The organism is Pseudomonas putida (genome assembly GCF_050989985.1).
In the GTDB taxonomy this organism is placed as follows: domain Bacteria; phylum Pseudomonadota; class Gammaproteobacteria; order Pseudomonadales; family Pseudomonadaceae; genus Aquipseudomonas; species Aquipseudomonas putida_AI.
In genome coordinates this window covers 5,799,312-5,820,092 of the sequence record NZ_CP158815.1, presented here as the reverse complement: position 1 = coordinate 5,820,092, position 20,781 = coordinate 5,799,312, and the positions used below count along the sequence as shown (strand labels likewise).

The window sequence follows — 20,781 nt, the reverse complement described above, 5'->3', positions numbered from 1 at the left end:
TGACTCGGCCCGACAGCTTTGCGTATGAGAATATTTATCATTAGTATTGCGCCCGCCGCGTTTACGATGCATTGAATCGATGATCAGCCATTCCCCCGAACCCTGTGACATGGAGCCCCGCGAGCGCGATGAACCGCGCGTCGACCGTGCCCATTTTCTGCAGGTGTTCCTCTCGCAACAGTCGCAGATGGAAGCGCTGGTGAACCGCCGTGTCGGTTGCCGGGCGACGGCTGCCGACCTGGTGCAGGACTTGTTCCTGCGTTTCTGGCGGCGGCCCTTGGTGCAGGTCGAGGAACTCGGCACCTACCTGTTGCGTTGCGCCGGCAACATCGCCATCGATCATTTGCGTAGCGAAGGCTCGCGGGCCCGGGCCAGCGAAGGCTTGATGGTGGAGCCGACGGACGGCGTGGGCAGTGAGCCGCAGGCGGCGCTGGAGGCCGGCAACGATTTGCGCCATGTAGAGGCGGCGTTGCGCGCCTTGCCCGAGCGCACGCGGCAGATCTTCCTGCTCAATCGCATCCACGGTCGCAAATACGCCGAGATCGCCAAGGCCATGGGCTTGTCCCAAAGTGCCGTGGAAAAACATATGATGCGCGCCCTCGAAGCCTGCAAGGCCAGCCTGCGGGAGCCGCCACCACGTATGCCAGGGAAAGCACCGTGAACAATGTTGAAAGCGTCACCCCGACGCCTGCCCAGGAGCAGGCCGCGCTGGCCTGGCTGAGTCTGTTGCATGACCAGCCGAGCAGCGCCGACCAGGCCCGCTTCAGCCAATGGTTGCAGGCTGACCCGGCGCATGCCGACGCCTATGCCCGCGCGCAAGTGCTGTGGGAGTTGAGCGAAGGGCCGGCGCGCACCCTGGCCGATGAAGATGCGTTGGCCTTGCAGCGTTACCTCAATGCCATGAATCGCTCTCGGGGCAACGGCATTCGGCGTTGGTCCGGCGCGCTGGCGATGGCGGCTTGTTTGCTGCTGATGATCAATCTCGGCACGGGCTGGCAGCCGTCGCGCTGGCTGGATGACCTGGGCGCCGATTACGTATCCGCACCGGGGGAAATCCGCACTGTCACCCTGGCCGATCATTCGCAAGTCACCCTCGACGCCGACAGCGCCATCGCCGTGGACTTCAGTGGGGGAGAGCGGCATGTGCAGGTGCGGCGTGGGGCCGGTTTCTTCAGCGTGACACACACCGGCGAGCCGTTTGTGGTCGACGCGGAAAAGGGCCAGGCGCGGGTGCTGGGCACCCAGTTCGAAGTGCGCCTGCAAGAGCATGGCGCGCAAGTCACGGTGTTATCGGGCCGGGTTGGGGTGACCGCGGATAAAGGCGCCCCCCAACAAGTCCTCACCGCCGGCCAGCAAGTGGTGTATGGCGAAGGCTCCGCACAACCGTTGCACGCGGTGGACAGTGAAGCGCAACTGGCATGGCGCCAGGGCTGGCTCAACTACTACAAGGCGCCACTGGCCGATGTCGTGCAGGATCTGGGGCGTTATTACCCCGGCCGGATCCTGTTGCTCAACGATGAGTTGGGCAAGCGGCGGGTCAGTGGCAGCTTTGCCAGCAAGAACCCGCAGGCGGTGTTGAGTTCGTTGCAGGGGGTGATGGGGTTTGAGCAGCATCAAGTGCTGGGGCATCTGATTATTTTGCGTTGAAAACAAAAGATCGCAGCCTTCGGCAGCTCCTACAGGATGATCGCGTTCCCATGTAGGAGCTGCCGAAGGCTGCGATCTTTTGATCTCCTAAAAATATTTTTCAATTTCTGCTGAGGTAAAACCGAACGCCATCCGTGTAGTGACTGAAACTGCGAGTCATTCGCATCCGTTGCGGTTCTACACAGGTCATGAGTCATGAAGTCCAGGGCAAAATCGGGTTCGGTCAAACAGTGGTTAGGTGTATCTGCTTTAGGTTTTTCGGCATTGGCATTGATGCCCCTGGGCGTGGCGATGGCCGCCGACACGGGCAGCACCCAGCAACGTGAGCAGTTCAATTTTGCGCTGGCCGCCAAACCGCTGCCCCAGGCCTTGAGCGATTTCACCCGGGTGACCGGCATCAGCGTCGTCTACACCGATGAAGCGCCTTATGGCCTCAACGCACCGGCGGTCAACGGCCAGATGAGCGCCGAACAGGCCTTGCAGCGTTTGCTCGGCGGTTCCGGGTTCACCTTCCGCCGCACCGACGGCCACACCATGGCGCTTGAGCCGCAGCCCACTGACGGCGCCCTGAACCTGGGCGCGACCACCATTACATCGGTGATGGAGCCATCCGAGAGCTATCAGCCGCCACCCGTCAGTTCGGTGGCGCGCTCCTCGGCCCCGATTCAGGAAATCCCGCAGACCATCAACGTGGTCGCCGCTCAAGTCATTCGTGATCAGGCACCGCGCAATCTGGACGATGCGCTGGCCAACGTCAGCGGCATCACCCAGGGCAATACCCTCGGCAGCACCCAGGATTCGGTCATGACCCGCGGCTTTGGCGATAACCGCAACGGCTCGATCATGCGCGACAGCATGCCGATCGTGCAGGGCCGTGGTCTCAATGCCACGGTGGACCGGGTCGAAGTGCTCAAGGGGCCGGCGTCCTTGCTCTACGGGATTCAAGACCCGGGCGGCGTGGTGAACATGGTCAGCAAGAAGCCCCAGCTTGAGCAGTACAACGCCTTGACCCTGCGCGGCTCGACCTATGGCGAAGGCAAGAACGGCAGCGGCGGTACCCTGGACAGCACCGGCGCGCTGGGTACTTCCGGGTTCGCTTATCGCATGGTGCTGGACCACGAGGACGAAGATTACTGGCGCAACTACGGTGTGCACCGCGAGACTCTGGTCGCTCCCTCGCTGGCCTGGTTCGGTGAAAGCACCAAGCTGTTGTTCGCCTATGAGCATCGGGAGTTTCTGACCCCCTTCGACCGTGGCACGGTGATCGACCCCCGTGACAACCATCCGCTGGACATCTCCCGCGATCGTCGGCTCGACGAGCCTTTCAACAACATGCAAGGGCGCTCGGACCTCTATCACTTCGAGGCCGATCACGAGCTCAACGACAACTGGAATGCTCACTTCGGCTACAGCTGGAACCGCGAAACCTACGACGCCAGCCAGGTGCGGGTGACCGCCATTGACACCAAAAAAGGCACGCTGACGCGCAGCATGGACGGTACGCAGAATGCGATCAGCACCGACCGTTTCACCACCGCCAGCCTGGAAGGCAAGGTGAATGTGTTGGGCATGCAGCATGACCTGGTGTTCGGTATCGACGACGAGTACCGCAAGATCTACCGCGAAGACCTGATCCGCCAGAAAAGCCTGACCACCTTCAGCTACCTCAACCCGGTGTATGGCCGTGAAGTCGAAGGCACCACGGTCAGCCCGGCCGACAGCGCGCAGACCGATCTTCTGCGCAGCGACTCGGTGTTTTTCCAGGACTCGATCCACCTCACTGACCAATGGATTCTGGTGGCGGGCGGGCGCTTCCAGGAGTTCGACCAGTACGCCGGCAAAGGTGTGCCGTTCCACGCCAACACCGACAGCAACGGCCAGAAATGGGTGCCGCGCGCGGGCCTGGTGTATCGCTACACCGACGCCTTGTCGTTCTACGGCAGCTACACCGAATCGTTCAAGCCGAACTCGACCATCGCCCCGTTGAGCGGCAGCACCGCGGTACTCGACGGCAGTGTCGCGCCGGAAGAAGCCAAGTCCTGGGAGCTGGGCGCCAAGCTGGATCTGCCGGGTCGCGTGACGGGCAACATCGCCCTGTTCGATATCAAGAAACGCAACGTGCTGATCGCCAACTCCGAAGGTCCGGTGACGATCTACAGCGCCGCCGGCGAAGTCCGTTCCCGTGGCCTTGAAGTGGATCTGAGCGGCCAGCTCAGCGAGCGCTGGAGCATGATCGGCAGCTATGCCTACACCGATGCCGAAGTCACCAAGGACCCGGATTACCAAGGCAAGCAATTGCAGAACGTGGCGAAGAACAGCGGCTCGCTGTCGGCGGTGTATGACTTCGGCAGAATCATCGGTGGCGATCAGCTGCGGGTTGGCGCGGGTGCGCGTTATGTAGGGGAGCGGGCGGGCAATGCGGTGAATGATTTCGATCTGCCGAGCTACACCGTCGCCGATGCGTTCGCCACCTACGACACCCAGCTGGATGGGCAGAAGGTCAAGTTTCAGCTCAACGTGAAAAACCTGTTCGACCGCACCTACTACACCTCGGCGGCGAGCCGGTTCTTTGTGTCGATGGGGGATTCGCGGCAGGTGGTCCTGTCGAGCACCCTGGAGTTTTGACGGGATACCGCGTCATCGTTCTTCGCGAGCAGGCTCGCTCCCACAAGGGATGTTCAGCGAACACAGATTTTGTGCTCGACACTTATCCACTGTGGGAGCGAGCCTGCTCGCGATCAGGTCCGAGAATCTAACGCAAAAACGCCTGTCGATATTCGCCGGGCGTTCCGCCAAGTACCTGCCGAAAACGATTGGTAAAGTGACTGGCACTGGAAAACCCGCAAGCCAGTGCAATCTCCCCCAGCGGCTGCGAGGTTGCGCGCAGTAACTCCCGCGCCCGGTTCAAGCGTCGCGCCAACACATACTGATGCGGCGGCAGGCCGAAGCTTTCGCGGAACATCCGCGCAAAGTGGTATTCGGACAGCGCGCACAATGCCGCCAGTTGTCCCAGGCTGATCGCCGTATCCAGATGGCTGTCGATGTACTCCACCAACAACCGCCGCTGGTGCGCTGCCAAGCCGCCCTTGAGGCGCAGGCCCGTACGATTGCTGACCTGGCTGAGCAGGGCATGGCTGAGGATTTCGTGGGCCAGGCTGCTGGTGAGCAGGCGTTCGCCCGGCTCGTCCCAGTTGAGGGCGATCAACTGGCGAAAACGCTGCGCCTGTTGCGCATCCTCGAGAAAGGTTTGTTCGCGCAACTGCAATTCCCGAGGTTCGCGATCGAGCAGCGTGACGCAACCCAGGGCGAATTGTTCGGGGCTGAAGTAGAGGTGGGCCAGGCGAATATTGCCGTTGATCACCCAGCCGGACTGATGATCGGCGGGCAGGATGCACAACTTGTCCGGGCCGCCCTTGGTGCCGGGCTGGTCGCGGCGAAAGGTGCCGGTGCCGCCATCGATGTAGCAAGACAGTGTGTGATGGCTTGGCGCCTCGTAGTCCTGGGCATCGTGATGGTTGCTCCACAAGGCTGCGGACAGGCCGTCACCGAGCTCGGCGCTGTGCTCGAGGCGAGCATTGGGCGAGCGGTTGAGGGCTTGAAAGACTTGCAGGGTGTCCAGTGCGGCCATGATTGTTGCTCTCTACAACTGCATCCAACGCCCTGCATCCTACTCCGTAGGCGTTCGCCTGCCAGCCCGCGATGCGATAAAAGCGCAAGTTTATGCAAGTGCGCGGGCATCCAGCGCAGGACACTGGACACCTATTAAGGAGCCTGCGCCATGAACCTTTCTTTGTACCTGCTGACCGTGCTGATCTGGGGCACCACCTGGATTGCCCTCAAATGGCAACTGGGCGTGGTGGCGATTCCGGTGTCCATCGTTTATCGCTTTGGTCTCGCCGCCCTGGTGCTGTTCGCGTTGCTGCTGCTGAGCCGAAAACTGCAAGTGATGAACCGCCGTGGGCATCTGATCTGCCTGGCTCAGGGGCTCTGCCTGTTCTGCGTGAACTTCATGTGCTTCCTCACCGCCAGCCAATGGATTCCCAGCGGTTTGGTGGCTGTGGTGTTTTCCACCGCGACCCTGTGGAACGCCCTCAATGCGCGGGTGTTCTTCGGCCAGAAAATCGCCCGCAATGTGTTGATGGGCGGAGCGTTGGGTTTGCTCGGCCTGGGGCTGCTGTTCTGGCCTGAACTGGTCGGCCACACCGCTAGCCCGCAAACCCTGCTTGGCCTGGGTCTGGCCCTGTGCGGCACCTTGTGTTTTTCGGCGGGGAACATGCTGTCGAGCCTGCAACAGAAAGCCGGGCTCAAGCCGTTGACCACCAATGCCTGGGGCATGGCTTACGGTGCGGCAATGCTGTCGGTCTGGTGCCTGGTCAAAGGCATTCCGTTCGACGTGGAGTGGAGCGCCCGTTACATCGGTTCGTTGCTGTACCTGGTTATTCCAGGCTCGGTGATCGGCTTCACTGCTTACCTGACGCTGGTCGGTCGCATGGGGCCGGAACGCGCCGCCTATTGCACCGTGCTGTTTCCGGTGGTGGCGCTGAATGTCTCGGCGTTTGCCGAAGGCTACCAGTGGACCGCTCCGGCGCTGGTCGGGCTGGTGATGGTGATGTTGGGTAACGTATTGGTATTCCGCAAACCCAGGGCAAGCGTGAGTCCCGTGGCGAGCAAGCTGGCTTGAACAACTAAGGGTTCAATTGTCCTTCACCACCAACAGATAGATCAGGCCGAGGAACATGTATTCAATATTGTTTCTTGCCCAGTCGAAGGCGTTGCGTTGCGCGGAATACTCCATGTCGAACCATTCGTTGAGGATGATCACGTATAACGTCTGGTAAACGAAAAGTGCGGTGCTGAAACCAATGATGGCGAACTTCTTGGCTTCATGGAATTCACGGCGTGGCGCGGAAAGTTTGCGGCAGAGGTGATAAGTGCCTACCAGGAAACTGAAGGTGAAGATGGTCTCGAGCGTGATGATTGCCCAGTAAAAACGGTGATGAAAGATGCTGGAAGAGATGGCGCGATAACGTCGGGAATCGTTACCTACGGTGTCGCTCATGCTGATGATTCGCCCGATGTACTCGGAGTAGGCCGCATAGTCGGTGAAGTTGTTGGTGAGGGTCATCAATCCGAAAAGTGCCGCCATCAGGACGACCAGTATTTTGCTGCGCCTGATGACACCGGCAGTGGTGAAGTGACTCATGGGAATACTCCGAGTACACGGTAAGTACCGTTAAGGCGTCGGAGTTTATAGCCGTTTTTTTTAAATTTACCGGGGCACTGAGTTGCAAGTTATGTATTGCTTGACGCCCTGTAGGAGCTGCCGAAGGTTGCGATCTTTAGATCAAAAGATCGCAGCCTTCGGCAGTTCCTACAAAGAAATACGCCTTGTGGGAATCAGCCTTTCCAAACCTGCGGGTTGACCAGGTCCTGCGGTCGCTCGCCCAGCAGTGCGGAGCGCAAGTTGGCCAAGGCACGGTTGGCCATCGCCTCGCGGGTTTCGTGAGTGGCCGAGCCGATGTGTGGCAGGGTCACGGCGTTTTTCAGCTGGAACAGCGGCGACTCGGCCAGCGGTTCCTTTTCGTACACATCCAGCCCCGCGCCGCGAATCCGATTGTTTTGCAGTGCTTCGATCAGGGCAGGTTCATCCACCACCGGGCCACGCGCGATGTTGACCAGAATGGCGCTGGGCTTCATCAGCGCCAGTTCGCGATGGCTGATCAGGTGTCGGGTTTTCTCGCTGAGCGGCACTACTAGGCAGACGAAATCGGCTTCGGCCAGGAGTTGATCCAGGGTGCGGAACTGCGCGCCGAGTTCCTGCTCCAACTCGACCTTGCGGCTGTTGCCGCTGTAGATGACCGGCATGTTGAAACCCAGGCGGCCACGACGGGCGATCGCCGCGCCGATGTTACCCATGCCGACGATCCCCAGGGTTTTGCCGTGGACATCGCAACCGAACAATTGCGCACCGACCGTGGCTTGCCATTGACCGGCCTTGGTCCAGGCATCGAGTTCGGCCACGCGGCGGGCACTGCTCATCAGCAGCGCAAAGCCCAGGTCGGCGGTGCTTTCGGTGAGCACATCCGGCGTGTTGGTCAGCATGATCCCGCGTTCGCTGAGGTAGGCCACGTCGTAGTTGTCGTAGCCCACCGAGACGCTGGACACCACTTCCAGTTTCGCGGCGTTTTCCAGTTGCGCACGACCAAGCTTGCGGCCGACACCGATCAAGCCGTGGGCGTGGGGCAGGGCTTCATTGAACTGGGCATTGATGTCGCCGTTTTTCGGGTTCGGCACAATGACGTCGAAGTCTTGTTGCAGGCGTTCGACCATTTCAGGCGTAACGCGGCTGAAGGCGAGGACGGTTTTTTTCATGGAGGCGGGCTCGTCGGACGGAGGAGATTGCTGAGCAAGCTAACATTCTTCCCGGCATTTGTGCGAGTTGCTTGGCAGCAGATTGCGGCGCTTCATCCAGTTATACTGGCGCCTTTCGCGGCTCGCTAACCGGGCCCGACACTTTGCGCATCACCCGGAGCTTTCATGACTTCCCCGAAACAACCGCCGGTCGCCGAAACCTTGAGCGACGAACAGGCAGCGCTGCCAGATGGCGTAGAGCTTAGCGCTGATGGCGAAACCAAAGCCGCGATCCCTGCATTCAAGTTCCCGTTCAAGCCGGGTGAGCTGGCAGCCGCCAAAGGCTCCAACCAGCCGTGGTACAAGAACGGCGCCAAGAACGGCCACACCAAGACCCCGGGCATGGCACCACCGGGGACTCGGCGGTCGATGGGTAAGCGTTAAGGTCCGGATTCTGCGGTGACAGTGAAGCCGTCATCGCGAGCAGGCTCGCTCCCACAAGGGTTTTTTCAGTGAAAGTGGATGTTGTATCCGGCACTTATCCACTGTGGGAGCGAGCCTGCTCGCGATGCGGTCATTGCAGGCAACGCAACGGTTGGATCACGCCGCCCGCAACGAAATAAACGCATAGTTCGGCGTATCCACCGCCACCTGCGCCCCCGTCGCCAGCACCTGCCCGGCGACGTCCTCGTTCGACAGATGAAACTGCCATTCGCTGCTCCACTCCGGCAATGTCTGGCCGTGCAGCTCGTCGATGATCGTCGCGAACTCGTTCATGTCCGGCAGGTACGCGGTAAATCCGTCGCCCTTCAGCGCTGTCGTCCTAATCCCCAGCAACGCGCAAATCGCATCCTTCATCAGAATCTCGTCGCGATCGGCCTGGCGGGAACGCTGGATCAATTGCGCCAGCTCCCGGTCGACCAGTTCGCCACCGACAATCAACTGCGGCCCGGTTTCCCACGACTCGGGCGGGCATTCCTTCACCACCGTGTTCAGCGCGATGTGCGGGTTGATTTCCATCGGATAAATACGGCACACCAGTGGCCGGCGCTCGTAGATGCGGCAGCGGTTGTCTTCGTCAAGATTTCGGCAGGCGCCGGCGTTGTAGGCGGCGAAGGTGATGGCGACGAATGCCTCGGCATCGGCGCTGCGAACCACCGCGGAACGGCGCTGGGCGTGTTCACGCTGCTCGGCCGGCAGGCCCAGGCCGTTGCTCAGAAAGGCTTCCACCAGCACGATCACCTGACCGCCGTCGGCGGCCCACATGCGGGCTTCAGGCAGGGTCAGCGAGACATGGTGGTCATGGCAGCATTTGCCACAGCCTACGCAGGAAAACGTCGTATTCATTGAGCGCACAGTCGCATCCAAAGGCATGAAACGGCGACAGAAAGCCGCCGCAAAGGCCCTGTCAAAGCAAGTTATGCGCCACTCACTGCGCCTTGGCGGCCGGGCGGATGGAGTCCCATTCGGTCACGTAGGCGGTTTTGCTTTGCTTGTTGTAAAGGCACAGTTCGGTGCCCTGGGCGCCTTTCATGTGTTTTTGCGGGTACTGGCCCTGCAGCAGGACGGCGGTGTAACCGACACGATCATCGAACTGCGCAGCGTTACCGACAGGTTTGGCATTCTTCAGGCCACTGGCCTTGGTGCAACTGGCGAGCACGGTTTTGTCGTAGGCGGCCCAGGCGTCGGGACTTGAGGCGTGGGCCTGGGAGGCGAGGGCGGTGAGGCACAGGAGAGTCAGGGTGGCGGCTTTCATTGATCAGGCATCCAGGGAAAGGTAGTGGCCAAGGTTGGAGTATGCCTGTCATGAAAAGTGCGGTGGATCAGGCTGGAACCTCTTCGCGGCGCACTGCATGCATCCCGACACTTTCATACAGCCGCCGCGCCTGCAGGTTGCCTTCCAGCACCTTCAAATCCACAAAGCCTTCACGGCGCTGCCGGAACACATTGAACGCATGCAGCAGCAACCCACGCCCCACCCCTTGTCGCCGGGCGCGCGGATGCACCACCAGGTCCTTGATGTAGGCGCTGGTCCAACACTGGCACACGGCGGCCACACCCTCGGCATCCAATGCAACAAAACACAGGGTTGGATCGTATTCGGGATCGCTTTCAAAGCGTTGCTGCCAGACATCCAGCGCGGGCACGCGCCCGCCGCCGTCTTGATAGCCCAGCTCCATCAAGTGATACACGGCAGCCGCAAGTTGGGGTCGGTAATGGGTGACTTGAATGCCGGTTGGCCAGTCGATGGCGGGCACGACCTCGGTAAGGTCGCGCCGCATCAACCAACAAAAGTCCATGGCCAAGACTCAGTGACCCTGTTCGGCCACAGCCTTGGCCGCGGTGATCAGGCACTGGGTCAGTTCCGGCGAAGAGAACTTGGTCAGCACCGCATTGGCCCCTGCCTGCCGGGCCTTTTCGCTGTTCATCGCGCTGTCGAGCGAGGTGTGCAACAACACATAGAGGTGCGCAAAGTCCGGCGTCTCGCGCAGGGTGCGGGTGAAGGCGTAGCCGTCCATCTCGGACATTTCGATGTCGGAGACAATCAGGTTGATCTGCTGCGCGGTGCCTTGCAGGTCCAGCAGGCAATCGATCGCTTCCTTGGCACTGCGCGCCGTGTGGCATTGCAGGCCGAGGTTGCGCAGGGTGTGCACCGACTGCTGCAACGCCACCTGGCTGTCGTCGACCACCAGGATTCGCGCGCTGCCGAGGATTTCCGCGTCTTCCATGCTCAGTTCGGTCGGTGACATGTCGATCTCCACCGGCGCGATGCCGTGGATGACTTTCTCGATGTCCAGCACCTGCACCAGTGTGCCGTCGACCGAGGCCACACCGGTGATATAGGCACGGGAGCCGCCAGAACCGAAGGGCGGTGGACGGATGTCGGTGGTCAGGCAATGGACGATCTTGCTCACCGCCTGCACGTGCAGGCCCTGCTTGGAGCGACTGACGTCGGTGACGATCAGGCAACCGCCGTTGGGGTCTTCCAGCGGGCGCTCGCCAATGGCGCGGCTGAGGTCGATCACCGACAGCGAGGCACCGCGCAACGTGGCGATACCTTTTACATGGGGGTGCGACTCCGGCAGCTTGGTCAGCGGCGGGCAAGGGATGATTTCACTGACTTTGAGCAGGTTGATCGCCATCAACTTGCCACTGCGCAGAGTGAACAGCAGAAGCGAAAGTGAATCCGCGCGGCCTTTGGTGGAGGACATAAGTACCTTCTGTGGAAAAAGGTGACGGACGACCGCGAGGATCGCCAACAGCTATCGATGCCGGGTTATCGACTTGTTGGGGGCAGGCTTTAGAAAATCGGTTGAACGGTCGGCCGCCATCGCGAGCAGGCTCGCTCCTACATTTGAAATGCAATCAACTGTGGGAGCGAGCCTGCTCGCGATGGGGCCCTCACTTCATGCCCAGCCTTTTGGCCATCCGCCCGAGATTCGCCCGGTCCAGCCCCAACTCCCGCGCCGCGCTCGCCCAATTGTTGTGATGCCGTTCCAGGCACGCGCCGATCAGCTGGCGCTGATAGTTTTCGGTGGCCTCGCGCAAATCACCGGTCACCAGGGGAATGGCGGCGCTGGTCGGTTGCTCGGCGGCGACTTCCAGGCCGCCATTGGGCAGGTCCAGATCGGCTGCGCTCAAGCTGAGAATCTTCGGCCGCTCCTTGCAGTTGCCCAAGGCCTTCAAGGCGCTGCGACCGATCAAGTGTTCCAGTTCCCGCACGTTGCCCGGCCAGTCGTAGGCCAGCAGCGCCACCTGGGCATCGCTGTTCAGGCGCAGGCTGTTGAGGCCCATGCGCGAGCGGTTCTGTTCGAGGAAATAGCCGCTGAGCAGCAGCACATCGCGGCCACGATCACGCAGGGCCGGGACCCGCAAAGGGTAAACACTGAGGCGATGATAGAAGTCGGCGCGGTAGCGGCCGCTGCGCACCTCTTCGGACAGGTCGCGGTTGGTCGCCGCGATGAGGCGCACATCCACCTGATGTTCCTTGTCCGAGCCCAGGCGCTGCAGTTGGCCGCTTTGCAGCACCCGCAGCAATTTGGCCTGCACCGTCAGCGACAGCTCGCCCACTTCATCGAGAAACAGCGTGCCGCCGTTGGCCAGTTCGAACTTGCCGCGCCGGTCGCCCAATGCCCCGGTAAAGGCACCGCGCACGTGACCGAACAGCTCGCTTTCCACCAATGTGTCGGGCAGCGCGGCGCAGTTGAGGCTGATGATCGGCTTGTCGGCCCGGGGCGAGGCGGCGTGGATGGCTTGGGCCACCAGCTCCTTGCCGACCCCGGTTTCGCCGGTGATCAGCACGGTCAGGTCGCTGCCGCCCACCAGGTTGATTTCTTCCACCAGGCGTTTGTGCGCCTTGCTCTGGCCGATCATTTCGCGACTCTGCTGGCCGCTCGCCTGACGGTAGACCTCGGCGCGCTGGTGTTCGTCCTCGACGCGATTGTTCAAACGCTGGATGCGTTCGGCGGCGTTGACCGTGGCGGCCGCGAGGCTGGCGAAGGCCTCAAGGGCATCCAGCTCGATCGGCTCGAAGCGCTCGGGATCGAGGGCGTCGAGGGTCAGTAAACCCCATGGGCGTTCGTCGATGAACAGGGGGCAGCCCATGCAATCGTGGACTTCGAGATGGTCATCGAGGCCATCGACCAGCCCGTCATACGGGTCGGGCATGTCGCTGTCGGCGGCGAACCGGGTCGGGCCGGGGCTGCTGAGCAAGGCTTCGAAGCGCGGATGCTCGCTGACTTTGAACCGTCGGCCGAGGGTGTCGGTGCTCAGGCCGTCGACGGCCAGCGGCACCAGCCAATCGCCATCAAGGCGCAGCAGGGCGGCGGCATCGCAAGGCAGGAGGGCGCGCATGGCTTCCAGCAGGCGTCGATAGCGCTCGCCTTCGGGAAGTTCGCGGGACAGGTCCGAGACCAGGGGGAGCAGGGCGGTGAGCAGGGATTTTGCAGTCATAGTGACTCCGTGTAGTCGGTATGACTATAAGGCTGCTTGTGTCGATATGACTACTTTATTTTTAAGTTATTGATTTATAAGGAAATAAAAGTTGGCACGAAAGCTGATATCCCTAGGGCAGTCGTTTACAAACCCTCGATGTTCAGGAGTCACCTTATGCTTAGCGTTCAAGACCGTGCCATCGTCAAATCCACCGTGCCGCTGCTGGAAAGCGGTGGTGAAGCGCTGATCACTCACTTCTATCGCATGATGCTGTCCGAGTATCCGGAAGTTCGCCCGTTGTTCAACCAGGCCCACCAGTCCTCCGGTGACCAGCCGCGCGCCTTGGCCAACGGCGTGCTGATGTATGCACGTCACATCGACCAGCTCGATCAGTTGGGCGACCTGGTGGCCAAGATTATCAACAAGCACGTAGCCCTGCAGATCCTGCCGGAACACTACCCGATCGTCGGCACCTGCCTGCTGCGCGCCATTGCTGAAGTGTTGGGCGAAGAAATCGCGACCCCGGAAGTGATCGCGGCGTGGGGCGCGGCTTACGGTCAATTGGCCGACATCCTGATCGGTGCCGAAACCAGCATCTACGACCAGAAAGAACAGGCACCGGGCGGCTGGCGCGGGGCGCGGGAATTCATCGTAGTCGACAAGGTCGAGGAAAGCGCGGAAATCACCTCGTTCTACTTCGAACCTGCGGACAAAGGCCCGATTCTGGCGGCAGAACCAGGCCAGTACATCGGCATGAAACTGTTCCTCGATGGTGAAGAAATCCGTCGTAACTACTCGCTGTCGGCGCGCCCCAACAACGGTCAGTACCGCATCAGCGTCAAGCGTGAAATCGGTGGTCGTGCGTCCAATCACCTGCACGACGAACTGCACGTGGGCCAGAGCATCCAGCTGTTCCCGCCATCGGGCGAGTTCACCCTGACGGCCAGCGACAAACCACTGGTGCTGATCAGCGGCGGCGTTGGCATCACCCCGACGCTGGCAATGCTCGAAGCAGCGCTGGAAACCCAGCGTCCGGTGCACTTCATCCACTGCGCCCGCAACGGCAGCGTCCACGCATTCCGCGACTGGATCGAGGGCTTGGCTGCGCGTCACCCGCAACTCAAGCGCTTCTACTGCTATGACGAAGATGACGGTGTGAGCCCGGCGGCGCACAAGGTCGGCCTGCTGAGCAAGGAACAGCTGAACGAATGGCTGCCGGCCGAGCGCGATCTAGACGCCTACTTCCTGGGGCCGAAAGGTTTCATGGCGGCGGTCAAGCGTCACCTCAAGGCGCTGGGTGTGCCTGAGAAGCAGAGCCGTTACGAGTTCTTCGGGCCGGCTGCGGCGCTGGAATAAGTACCGGGGGGCGATTCGGGAGACCGAGTCGCCTTTTTCGCGAGCAGGCTCGCTCCCACAGTGGCCGCGGTGAACACAAGCTTTGTGGTTAACTGAAATCCATTGTGGGAGCGAGCCTGCTCGCGATTGCTTCACTTCTGATTGAACTGAAAAACCTCGAAAGTTAATCCCTTCTTAACCCGCCTGGCGTCTTCTCCCCCGATACCCGCGACACGCACCCGACTCTCCAAGAGCAGGGCCAGCGTGTAGACTGGCGGGCATTCGATATCTTGAAGGGAAACGCGATGAGCGAGGAAACTCTGCGGTTGGGGCGTGAACGGCGCTATCTGGTATTGCTCGGCATCATCTGCCTGGCGCTGATCGGCGGCGCGCTGTACATGCAAATCGTGCTCGGCGAGGCACCATGCCCGCTCTGTATCCTGCAACGCTACGCCTTGCTGCTGATCGCCATCTTCGCCTTTGTCGGCGCGGCCATGCGTAGCCGTCGCAGCATCACGATTTTCGAAACCCTGGTGGTGATTTGTGCGCTGGCAGGCGTCGGCGTGGCCGGGCATCACGTCTTCACCCAGTTCTATCCTGCGGTCAGTTGCGGCGTCGATGTGCTGCAGCCGATTGTGGACGATTTGCCACTGGCCAAGATTTTCCCGCTGGGCTTCCAGGTCGACGGTTTCTGCTCCACGCCGTACCCGCCGATCCTCGGTTTGTCCCTGGCTCAGTGGGCGCTGGTGGCCTTCGTGCTGGTGGTGATTCTGGTGCCGCTGCTCACGGTGCGTAACCGCAAAAACCTGCGTTGAGGTCGAAGGCGGCAACGTCGAACCCCGCAGAAAAACGCCCCGGTCCTTGAAAGAGGGCCGGGGCGTTTTTGCATTTTCAGAGCCTGCGTTAAAACATCGTGATATGCGGCAATCAAGGGTGTGACAAGTGTGCGACATGTTGTCACATCTTTAGTGTCGCAGCAGGTTTCAAGGGGGCGAATTGGTGCGCGGGCGTGCAACGAAATTGGCCTGCTTTTCAGTTCGGCCATTTCGCCGCCATCAGGCTCGAACAGGCAGTTTTAACAGGCTCTGGCAATTTGCCAGAGCCCCCGTCATATGGGGGCTTTGGCGGCATCGAGAACGGCGGTAGGGGACTCGATGCTGTCTGAAATGCGGGTAGGTAGACCTACTATTTTTGGTGTTTTTGTTGAGAATCAATTTCGATACCATGCCGCACTTTTGCGAGTTCCGTGAAGAATTGTTGCGGCTCGGGATATAAATTATTTCGGGATGAGACATGGTTTAAAAAACACGAAATATCTACAATCGCCCGCACTGAATCCCCGGCGCTGCTCATCCTCACCAGGTCATTGAGCAGGGAAGGGTGTCGAGAGGCCGGGTGGCTTCGTGCGACTCCCAGGTGTCGGTGCCTCCAACTATCCGCACCAAATGGAATTGGTCTGTAACAAGGCCTTTGACCACGAATCGAATAAGAACTCAATGCTAGCCCAGGATTTGTCGAAACGCGTCTGACGCACGACGGGCCAGCCCTTATTCAATCCAAGAAAAAATGCCAACCCTTGGCAGGGTGAAGTGTTGGCGATCAAAACCCAACTGCATGGCGCAAGCTGCTTTAGAGGTCGTGAGATGATTAAAAACAGGTACCCCAGACTACTAGGCTTAGTGCCCCTGATCGGCGCGTTGTTGCTGTCAGGCTGCAACATGACCTTGCTCAACCCCAAGGGCCAGGTTGGTCTGGATGAGCGAAACCTGATCATCACCGCAACGCTGCTGATGCTGTTGGTCGTGGTTCCGGTGATCGTGATGACTTTCCTGTTCGCCTGGAAATATCGCGCCTCCAACACCAGCGCCACCTACACGCCGAAGTGGAACCACTCCACCAAGATCGAGATCGCGGTGTGGGCTGTGCCAATCATGATCATCATTGCCCTGGGTTACGTGACCTACAAGTCGACCCACGCACTGGATCCGTATCGTCCGCTGGAATCCGACGTCAAGCCTGTGACCATCGAAGTGGTCGCGCTGGACTGGAAATGGCTGTTCATCTACCCGGAACAAGGCATTGCCACGGTCAACAAGATCGTGTTCCCGGCTCACACGCCGATCAACTTCAAGATTACTTCTGACGCTGTGATGAACTCGTTCTTCATCCCTGCGCTCGGCGGCCAGATCTACGCGATGGCGGGCATGCAGACCAAACTGCACCTGATCGCCAACGAGAACGCTGAAATGGAAGGCATCTCCGCCAACTACAGCGGCGCTGGCTTCACCGGCATGAAATTCAAAGCGACCGCAACGACTCAGGAAGAATTCGACGCTTGGGTCAATGAAGTCAAAAAGGCACCTAAAAAGCTTGAACAGGCTGAATACGCAGCTCTTGCCAAGCAGAGCCAGAACAACCCAGTCGAGCTCTACTCCTCGGTTACACCGAACCTGTTCCAGACCATCGTCGACAAGTACGAAGGCATGAAACCAGGTCCTAAGGTGCACCACGAGAAGAAAGAGAAAGAAGTGGCCGCTACGGACATGAACTCGCATTCAGCTGCCGGGGCAGAGGAGTAAACGATGTTTGGTAAATTAAGTTGGGAAGCGGTCCCGTTCCACGAGCCGATCGTGATGGTGACCATCGCCATGATCGCCCTCGGCGGCGTGGCACTGTTCGCTGCAATCACCTACTTCAAGAAGTGGACTTACCTGTGGACCGAGTGGCTGACTTCGGTCGACCACAAGAAAATCGGCGTGATGTACATCATCGTCGCCATGGTCATGCTGCTGCGCGGCTTTGCCGACGCCATCATGATGCGTACCCAGTTGGCCATGGCCACCGAGGGTTCGCCTGGCTACCTGCCACCTGAACACTATGACCAGATCTTCACCGCTCACGGTGTGATCATGATCATCTTCATGGCGATGCCATTCTTCACCGGCCTGATGAACCTTGCAGTGCCGCTGCAGATCGGCGCGCGTGACGTTGCCTTCCCGTTCCTGAACTCCCTGAGCTTCTGGCTGCTGGTTTCCGGCGTGGTGCTGATCAACCTGTCGCTGGGCGTCGGCGAATTCGCCAAGACCGGTTGGGTTGCCTATCCGCCGCTGTCGGGCCTGCAATACAGTCCGGGCGTGGGTGTGGATTACTACATCTGGGCGCTACAGCTATCCGGATTGGGTACGACGCTGACGGGGGTCAACTTCCTGGCCACCGTGCTGAAAATGCGTACCCCTGGCATGAAACTGATGGACATGCCGATCTTCACCTGGACCTGCACCTGGGCAAACGTTCTGATCGTGGCTTCGTTCCCGATCCTGACCGCTACCCTGGCACTGCTGACGCTTGACCGTTACATGGATTTCCACATTTTCACCAATGAACTTGGTGGCAATCCGATGATGTACGTCAACCTGTTCTGGGCCTGGGGTCACCCTGAGGTTTACATCCTGATTCTGCCGGCGTTCGGTATCTTCTCCGAAGTCGTTTCGACCTTCTCGGGCAAGAAACTGTTCGGCCACCACTCCATGATCTACGCATCGGGCGCAATCTCGATCCTGGGCTTCATGGTTTGGCTGCACCACTTCTTCACCATGGGTTCGGGTGCCAGCGTCAACGCCTTCTTCGGCCTGGCGACCATGCTGATTTCCATCCCGACGGGTGTGAAGCTATTCAACTGGCTGTTCACCATTTACCAGGGCCGTCTGCGCTTCACCAGCCAGGTGATGTGGACCCTGGGCTTCATGGTGACCTTCGCCATCGGCGGCATGACCGGCGTACTGCTGGCCATCCCGGGTGCCGACTTCGTTCTGCACAACAGCCTGTTCGTGATCGCGCACTTCCACAACGTGATCATCGGTGGTGCGGTATTCGGCTACATCGCAGGTTTCGGCTTCTACTTCCCGAAAGCGTTCGGCTTCAAGCTGCACGAAGGCTGGGGCAAGGCAGCATTCTGGTTCTGGATCACCGGCTTCTTCGTCGCGTTCATGCCGCTCTATGTTCTGGGCTTCATGGGCATGACCCGTCGTCTGAACGCCACTACCAACCCTGAGTGGGTGCCGTACCTGTACGTCGCCATGTTCGGTGCGATCCTGATCGCCGCCGGTATCGCGTGCCAGCTGATCCAGCTCTACGTGAGTGTGCGTGACCGCAACAAGCCAGAGAACATGTGCGAACACGGCGACCCGTGGAATGCACACACCCTGGAATGGTCGACCTCGTCGCCACCTCCGTTCTACAACTTCGCCGTGCTGCCAAAAGCCGATGGCGTCGATCCGTTCACCGAAGCGAAGGAAAACGGTACCGCGTACAAGACTCCGGCCAAGTACGAACCGATCCACATGCCAAACAACACCGCTACCGGTGTGGTGATGGGCGCGCTGTTGACCGTGTTCGGCTTCGCGATGATCTGGCACATCTGGTGGCTGGCAATCGCTAGCCTCGCTGGCACCGTCATCTACTTCGCGATCCACGCGGCCCGTGATGATCAAGGCTACTACGTGCCGGTCGACGTGATCGAGCGCATCGAAGCCGAGCAGCACAAGCGTCTGGTAGCGGCCGGGAAAGTCCGGGCCACCACCACCCGTGTTGAAACCTCGTTGGAACAGGCTTAAACCATGTCGAACTTAGTGACCAATGTTGGACACGCCCATGGTCATGACCATGGGCACGATGACCACCACCACGACTCGGGCGAGATGACCGTATTCGGTTTCTGGCTCTACCTGATGACCGACTGCATTCTGTTTGCGTCGATCTTCGCAGCGTACGCGGTACTGGTTAACAACGTAGCGGGTGGCCCGTCGGGCCACGACATCTTCGAACTGCCATATGTGCTGGGCGAAACCGCTCTGCTGCTGTTCAGTTCGATCACCTACGGCTTCGCCATGCTGGCGTTCTTCCGTGGCAACAAGAAGCAGGTCCTGGGCTGGCTGGCCCTGACCTTCCTGTTCGGTGCCGGCTTCATCGGCATGGAGATCAACGAGTTCCACATGCTGATCTCCGAGGGCTACGGTCCTAACCGTTCGGGCTTCCTGTCCGCGTTCTTCACCCTGGTTGGTACCCACGGTCTGCACGTGACCAGCGGTCTGATCTGGATGGCGATCATGATGTATCAGGTGCAGAAAAACGGCCTGACGGCGACCAACAAGACCCGTCTGAGCTGCCTGAGCCTGTTCTGGCACTTCCTGGACGTCGTGTGGATCTGCGTATTCACCGTTGTTTATCTGATGGGGACTATGTAAATGGCTAACGCTCATTCCCACAATGGCCACGACGACGGCAGCCACGGCAGCGTCAAGTCCTACGGCATTGGCTTCATCCTGTCGGTCATCCTGACCCTGATTCCGTTCGGTCTGGTGATGTACCCGACGTTGCCGAAGTCGATCACTCTGTTGATCGTCGTGGCATTCGCCGTGATCCAGGTGCTGGTGCACCTGGTGTACTTCCTGCACCTGGATCGCTCGTCGGCACAGCGTAACAACGTCATCGCGTTTGTCTTTGCCGCGATCGTGATTGCGCTGCTGGTTGGTCTGTCGATCTGGATCATGTTCAGCATCCACACGTTCATGATGGCGAAGTGAGGTAAATCCGCATGTCCTTCAAGCACTTTATCCAAATCACCAAACCGGGGATCATTTTCGGTAACGTGCTTTCTGTGGCAGGCGGATTTTTCCTGGCCTCCAAAGGGCATGTCGATCTGGCCATCTTCCTGGCCGCCATGATCGGCACGTCCCTGGTGGTTGCCTCCGGTTGCGTGTTCAACAACTGCATCGACCGCGACATCGACGTGAAGATGGAACGCACCAAGAACCGGGTGCTGGTCCAGGGCCTCATCTCCCTGAAACTGGCCCTGGCCTATGCGACCGTCCTGGGTGTCGCCGGCGTTGTGTTGCTGTACAAGGTGGCCAACCCGTTGGCTGCGCTGTTCGCCGTGATCGGCTTCGTGATCTACGTCGGCCTCTACAGCCTGTACCTCAAGCGCAAGTCGGTTCACGGCACGCTGGTGGGCAGCCTGTCGGGCGCCATGCCGCCGGTGATCGGCTACGTCGCGGTGAGCAACACCTTCGACATGGCCGCACTGACGTTGCTGGTGATGTTCAGCCTGTGGCAGATGCCGCATTCCTACGCCATCGCGATCTTCCGCTTCAACGATTACCTGGCCGCATCGATCCCGGTGCTGCCAGTGAAGCGCGGAATCCAGGTGGCCAAGAAGCACATCCTGATCTACATCCTGGCCTTCCTCGTGGCGACCTTGATGCTGACCTTCAGCGGCTACGCCGGCATGAGCTACCTCGCCGTCGCCGCGGCCATGGGCATGTACTGGCTGTACATGGCCTGGACCGGCTACAAGGCAGTGGATGACACGGTCTGGGCACGCAAGCTGTTCGTGTTCTCGATCTTCACCATTACCGCGTTGAGCGTGGCGATGTCCCTGGACTTCAAAGTGCCGACCGAGTTGCTGCTGACGTACGCGCCTTAAGCGTCGGATCGCGACAAGAAAAACCCCGCCCT

The 20,781-nt window shown here is 60.0% G+C and carries 20 protein-coding genes; 12 read left to right on the top strand and 8 right to left on the bottom strand.

Going from position 1 to position 20,781, the window contains the following annotated elements; all coding sequences use genetic code 11:
- The first annotated feature begins 79 nt into the window (after positions 1 to 79).
- The 3 genes from ABTV29_RS26640 (at position 80) to ABTV29_RS26630 (ending at position 4,272) form a co-directional block, all read left to right on the top strand.
- On the top strand, positions 80 to 661 hold the full coding sequence (locus ABTV29_RS26640; protein WP_433767545.1) for an RNA polymerase sigma factor: 582 nt from the start codon (positions 80 to 82) through the stop codon (positions 659 to 661).
- Positions 658 to 1,647: a FecR family protein gene (locus tag ABTV29_RS26635; protein WP_433767544.1), complete on the top strand. Its 990-nt coding sequence runs from the start codon at positions 658 to 660 to the stop codon at positions 1,645 to 1,647. Before ABTV29_RS26640 ends, ABTV29_RS26635 begins: the two co-directional genes overlap by 4 nt.
- Positions 1,648 to 1,842: 195 nt before the next feature.
- The gene (locus ABTV29_RS26630; protein ID WP_433767543.1) at positions 1,843 to 4,272 is read left to right on the top strand and encodes a TonB-dependent siderophore receptor; all 2,430 of its coding nucleotides are present in this window, start codon (positions 1,843 to 1,845) and stop codon (positions 4,270 to 4,272) included.
- A 127-nt stretch (positions 4,273 to 4,399) separates the two neighbouring features.
- Here ABTV29_RS26630 and ABTV29_RS26625 read toward each other — a convergent pair whose 3' ends face one another.
- Positions 4,400 to 5,275, bottom strand: coding sequence for a helix-turn-helix domain-containing protein (locus ABTV29_RS26625; RefSeq protein WP_433767542.1), 876 nt, complete (start codon positions 5,273 to 5,275; stop codon positions 4,400 to 4,402).
- A gap of 150 nt (positions 5,276 to 5,425) precedes the next feature.
- Between ABTV29_RS26625 and ABTV29_RS26620 the strand changes: the two genes are divergently transcribed.
- Positions 5,426 to 6,328 carry a DMT family transporter gene (locus ABTV29_RS26620; protein ID WP_433767541.1) on the top strand — a complete coding sequence of 301 codons (903 nt, stop codon included), beginning with the start codon at positions 5,426 to 5,428 and terminating at the stop codon, positions 6,326 to 6,328.
- 12 nt (positions 6,329 to 6,340) lie between these two features.
- On the opposite strand, the gene ABTV29_RS26615 is transcribed toward ABTV29_RS26620, so the two are convergent.
- Positions 6,341 to 6,850: a DUF2165 family protein gene (locus ABTV29_RS26615; protein WP_433767540.1), complete on the bottom strand. Its 510-nt coding sequence runs from the start codon at positions 6,848 to 6,850 to the stop codon at positions 6,341 to 6,343.
- A 194-nt stretch (positions 6,851 to 7,044) separates the two neighbouring features.
- Positions 7,045 to 8,019, bottom strand: a complete 975-nt coding sequence (locus ABTV29_RS26610; RefSeq protein WP_433767539.1) for a 2-hydroxyacid dehydrogenase — start codon at positions 8,017 to 8,019, stop codon at positions 7,045 to 7,047.
- 165 nt (positions 8,020 to 8,184) lie between these two features.
- On the opposite strand from ABTV29_RS26610, the gene ABTV29_RS26605 reads away from it, so the two are divergent.
- The gene (locus ABTV29_RS26605; protein WP_433767538.1) at positions 8,185 to 8,442 is read left to right on the top strand and encodes a hypothetical protein; all 258 of its coding nucleotides are present in this window, start codon (positions 8,185 to 8,187) and stop codon (positions 8,440 to 8,442) included.
- A gap of 156 nt (positions 8,443 to 8,598) precedes the next feature.
- Here ABTV29_RS26605 and ABTV29_RS26600 read toward each other — a convergent pair whose 3' ends face one another.
- The 5 genes from ABTV29_RS26600 to norR form a co-directional block, all read right to left on the bottom strand.
- Entirely contained in the window at positions 8,599 to 9,345 is a 747-nt protein-coding gene (locus ABTV29_RS26600) for a YkgJ family cysteine cluster protein (protein ID WP_433767537.1), read from the bottom strand.
- 82 nt (positions 9,346 to 9,427) lie between these two features.
- Positions 9,428 to 9,754, bottom strand: coding sequence for a hypothetical protein (locus ABTV29_RS26595; RefSeq protein ID WP_433767536.1), 327 nt, complete (start codon positions 9,752 to 9,754; stop codon positions 9,428 to 9,430).
- 67 nt (positions 9,755 to 9,821) lie between these two features.
- The gene (locus ABTV29_RS26590) at positions 9,822 to 10,280 is read right to left on the bottom strand and encodes a GNAT family N-acetyltransferase (protein ID WP_433772032.1); all 459 of its coding nucleotides are present in this window, start codon (positions 10,278 to 10,280) and stop codon (positions 9,822 to 9,824) included.
- 27 nt (positions 10,281 to 10,307) lie between these two features.
- Positions 10,308 to 11,210 (bottom strand): chemotaxis protein CheV, encoded by a 903-nt coding sequence (locus tag ABTV29_RS26585; protein WP_433767535.1) that lies wholly within the window; start codon positions 11,208 to 11,210, stop codon positions 10,308 to 10,310.
- Positions 11,211 to 11,400: 190 nt separating this feature from the next.
- Positions 11,401 to 12,951 (bottom strand): nitric oxide reductase transcriptional regulator NorR, encoded by a 1,551-nt coding sequence (gene norR, locus ABTV29_RS26580; RefSeq protein ID WP_433767534.1) that lies wholly within the window; start codon positions 12,949 to 12,951, stop codon positions 11,401 to 11,403.
- A 156-nt stretch (positions 12,952 to 13,107) separates the two neighbouring features.
- On the opposite strand from norR, the gene hmpA reads away from it, so the two are divergent.
- The 7 genes from hmpA to cyoE all read left to right on the top strand — a co-directional run bounded on the left by hmpA (position 13,108) and on the right by cyoE (position 20,749).
- Positions 13,108 to 14,289, top strand: a complete 1,182-nt coding sequence (hmpA, locus tag ABTV29_RS26575) for an NO-inducible flavohemoprotein (RefSeq protein ID WP_433767533.1) — start codon at positions 13,108 to 13,110, stop codon at positions 14,287 to 14,289.
- A 284-nt stretch (positions 14,290 to 14,573) separates the two neighbouring features.
- Positions 14,574 to 15,083: a disulfide bond formation protein B gene (locus tag ABTV29_RS26570; protein ID WP_433767532.1), complete on the top strand. Its 510-nt coding sequence runs from the start codon at positions 14,574 to 14,576 to the stop codon at positions 15,081 to 15,083.
- An 828-nt stretch (positions 15,084 to 15,911) separates the two neighbouring features.
- The gene (gene cyoA, locus ABTV29_RS26565; protein WP_433772030.1) at positions 15,912 to 16,847 is read left to right on the top strand and encodes a ubiquinol oxidase subunit II; all 936 of its coding nucleotides are present in this window, start codon (positions 15,912 to 15,914) and stop codon (positions 16,845 to 16,847) included.
- Between the two features lie 3 nt (positions 16,848 to 16,850).
- Positions 16,851 to 18,881: a cytochrome o ubiquinol oxidase subunit I gene (cyoB, locus tag ABTV29_RS26560; RefSeq protein WP_110966433.1), complete on the top strand. Its 2,031-nt coding sequence runs from the start codon at positions 16,851 to 16,853 to the stop codon at positions 18,879 to 18,881.
- Between the two features lie 3 nt (positions 18,882 to 18,884).
- On the top strand, positions 18,885 to 19,511 hold the full coding sequence (locus ABTV29_RS26555; protein WP_110966434.1) for a cytochrome o ubiquinol oxidase subunit III: 627 nt from the start codon (positions 18,885 to 18,887) through the stop codon (positions 19,509 to 19,511).
- Complete coding sequence (gene cyoD, locus ABTV29_RS26550; RefSeq protein WP_110966435.1) at positions 19,512 to 19,850, top strand: cytochrome o ubiquinol oxidase subunit IV; 339 nt, start codon at positions 19,512 to 19,514, stop codon at positions 19,848 to 19,850.
- An 11-nt stretch (positions 19,851 to 19,861) separates the two neighbouring features.
- The gene (gene cyoE, locus ABTV29_RS26545) at positions 19,862 to 20,749 is read left to right on the top strand and encodes a heme o synthase (protein ID WP_433767531.1); all 888 of its coding nucleotides are present in this window, start codon (positions 19,862 to 19,864) and stop codon (positions 20,747 to 20,749) included.
- Positions 20,750 to 20,781 lie beyond the last annotated feature (32 nt).

Coding starts and splice junctions, on each gene's coding strand:
- ABTV29_RS26640 (WP_433767545.1), top strand. CDS start 80: ATGATCAGCCATTCCCCCGAACCCTGTGACATGGAGCCCCGCGAGCGC.
- ABTV29_RS26630 (WP_433767543.1), top strand. CDS start 1,843: ATGAAGTCCAGGGCAAAATCGGGTTCGGTCAAACAGTGGTTAGGTGTA.
- ABTV29_RS26625 (WP_433767542.1), bottom strand. CDS start 5,275: ATGGCCGCACTGGACACCCTGCAAGTCTTTCAAGCCCTCAACCGCTCG.
- ABTV29_RS26620 (WP_433767541.1), top strand. CDS start 5,426: ATGAACCTTTCTTTGTACCTGCTGACCGTGCTGATCTGGGGCACCACC.
- ABTV29_RS26615 (WP_433767540.1), bottom strand. CDS start 6,850: ATGAGTCACTTCACCACTGCCGGTGTCATCAGGCGCAGCAAAATACTG.
- ABTV29_RS26610 (WP_433767539.1), bottom strand. CDS start 8,019: ATGAAAAAAACCGTCCTCGCCTTCAGCCGCGTTACGCCTGAAATGGTC.
- ABTV29_RS26605 (WP_433767538.1), top strand. CDS start 8,185: ATGACTTCCCCGAAACAACCGCCGGTCGCCGAAACCTTGAGCGACGAA.
- ABTV29_RS26600 (WP_433767537.1), bottom strand. CDS start 9,345: ATGAATACGACGTTTTCCTGCGTAGGCTGTGGCAAATGCTGCCATGAC.
- ABTV29_RS26595 (WP_433767536.1), bottom strand. CDS start 9,754: ATGAAAGCCGCCACCCTGACTCTCCTGTGCCTCACCGCCCTCGCCTCC.
- ABTV29_RS26590 (WP_433772032.1), bottom strand. CDS start 10,280: ATGCGGCGCGACCTTACCGAGGTCGTGCCCGCCATCGACTGGCCAACC.
- ABTV29_RS26585 (WP_433767535.1), bottom strand. CDS start 11,210: ATGTCCTCCACCAAAGGCCGCGCGGATTCACTTTCGCTTCTGCTGTTC.
- norR (WP_433767534.1), bottom strand. CDS start 12,951: ATGACTGCAAAATCCCTGCTCACCGCCCTGCTCCCCCTGGTCTCGGAC.
- hmpA (WP_433767533.1), top strand. CDS start 13,108: ATGCTTAGCGTTCAAGACCGTGCCATCGTCAAATCCACCGTGCCGCTG.
- ABTV29_RS26570 (WP_433767532.1), top strand. CDS start 14,574: ATGAGCGAGGAAACTCTGCGGTTGGGGCGTGAACGGCGCTATCTGGTA.
- cyoA (WP_433772030.1), top strand. CDS start 15,912: ATGATTAAAAACAGGTACCCCAGACTACTAGGCTTAGTGCCCCTGATC.
- cyoB (WP_110966433.1), top strand. CDS start 16,851: ATGTTTGGTAAATTAAGTTGGGAAGCGGTCCCGTTCCACGAGCCGATC.
- ABTV29_RS26555 (WP_110966434.1), top strand. CDS start 18,885: ATGTCGAACTTAGTGACCAATGTTGGACACGCCCATGGTCATGACCAT.
- cyoD (WP_110966435.1), top strand. CDS start 19,512: ATGGCTAACGCTCATTCCCACAATGGCCACGACGACGGCAGCCACGGC.
- cyoE (WP_433767531.1), top strand. CDS start 19,862: ATGTCCTTCAAGCACTTTATCCAAATCACCAAACCGGGGATCATTTTC.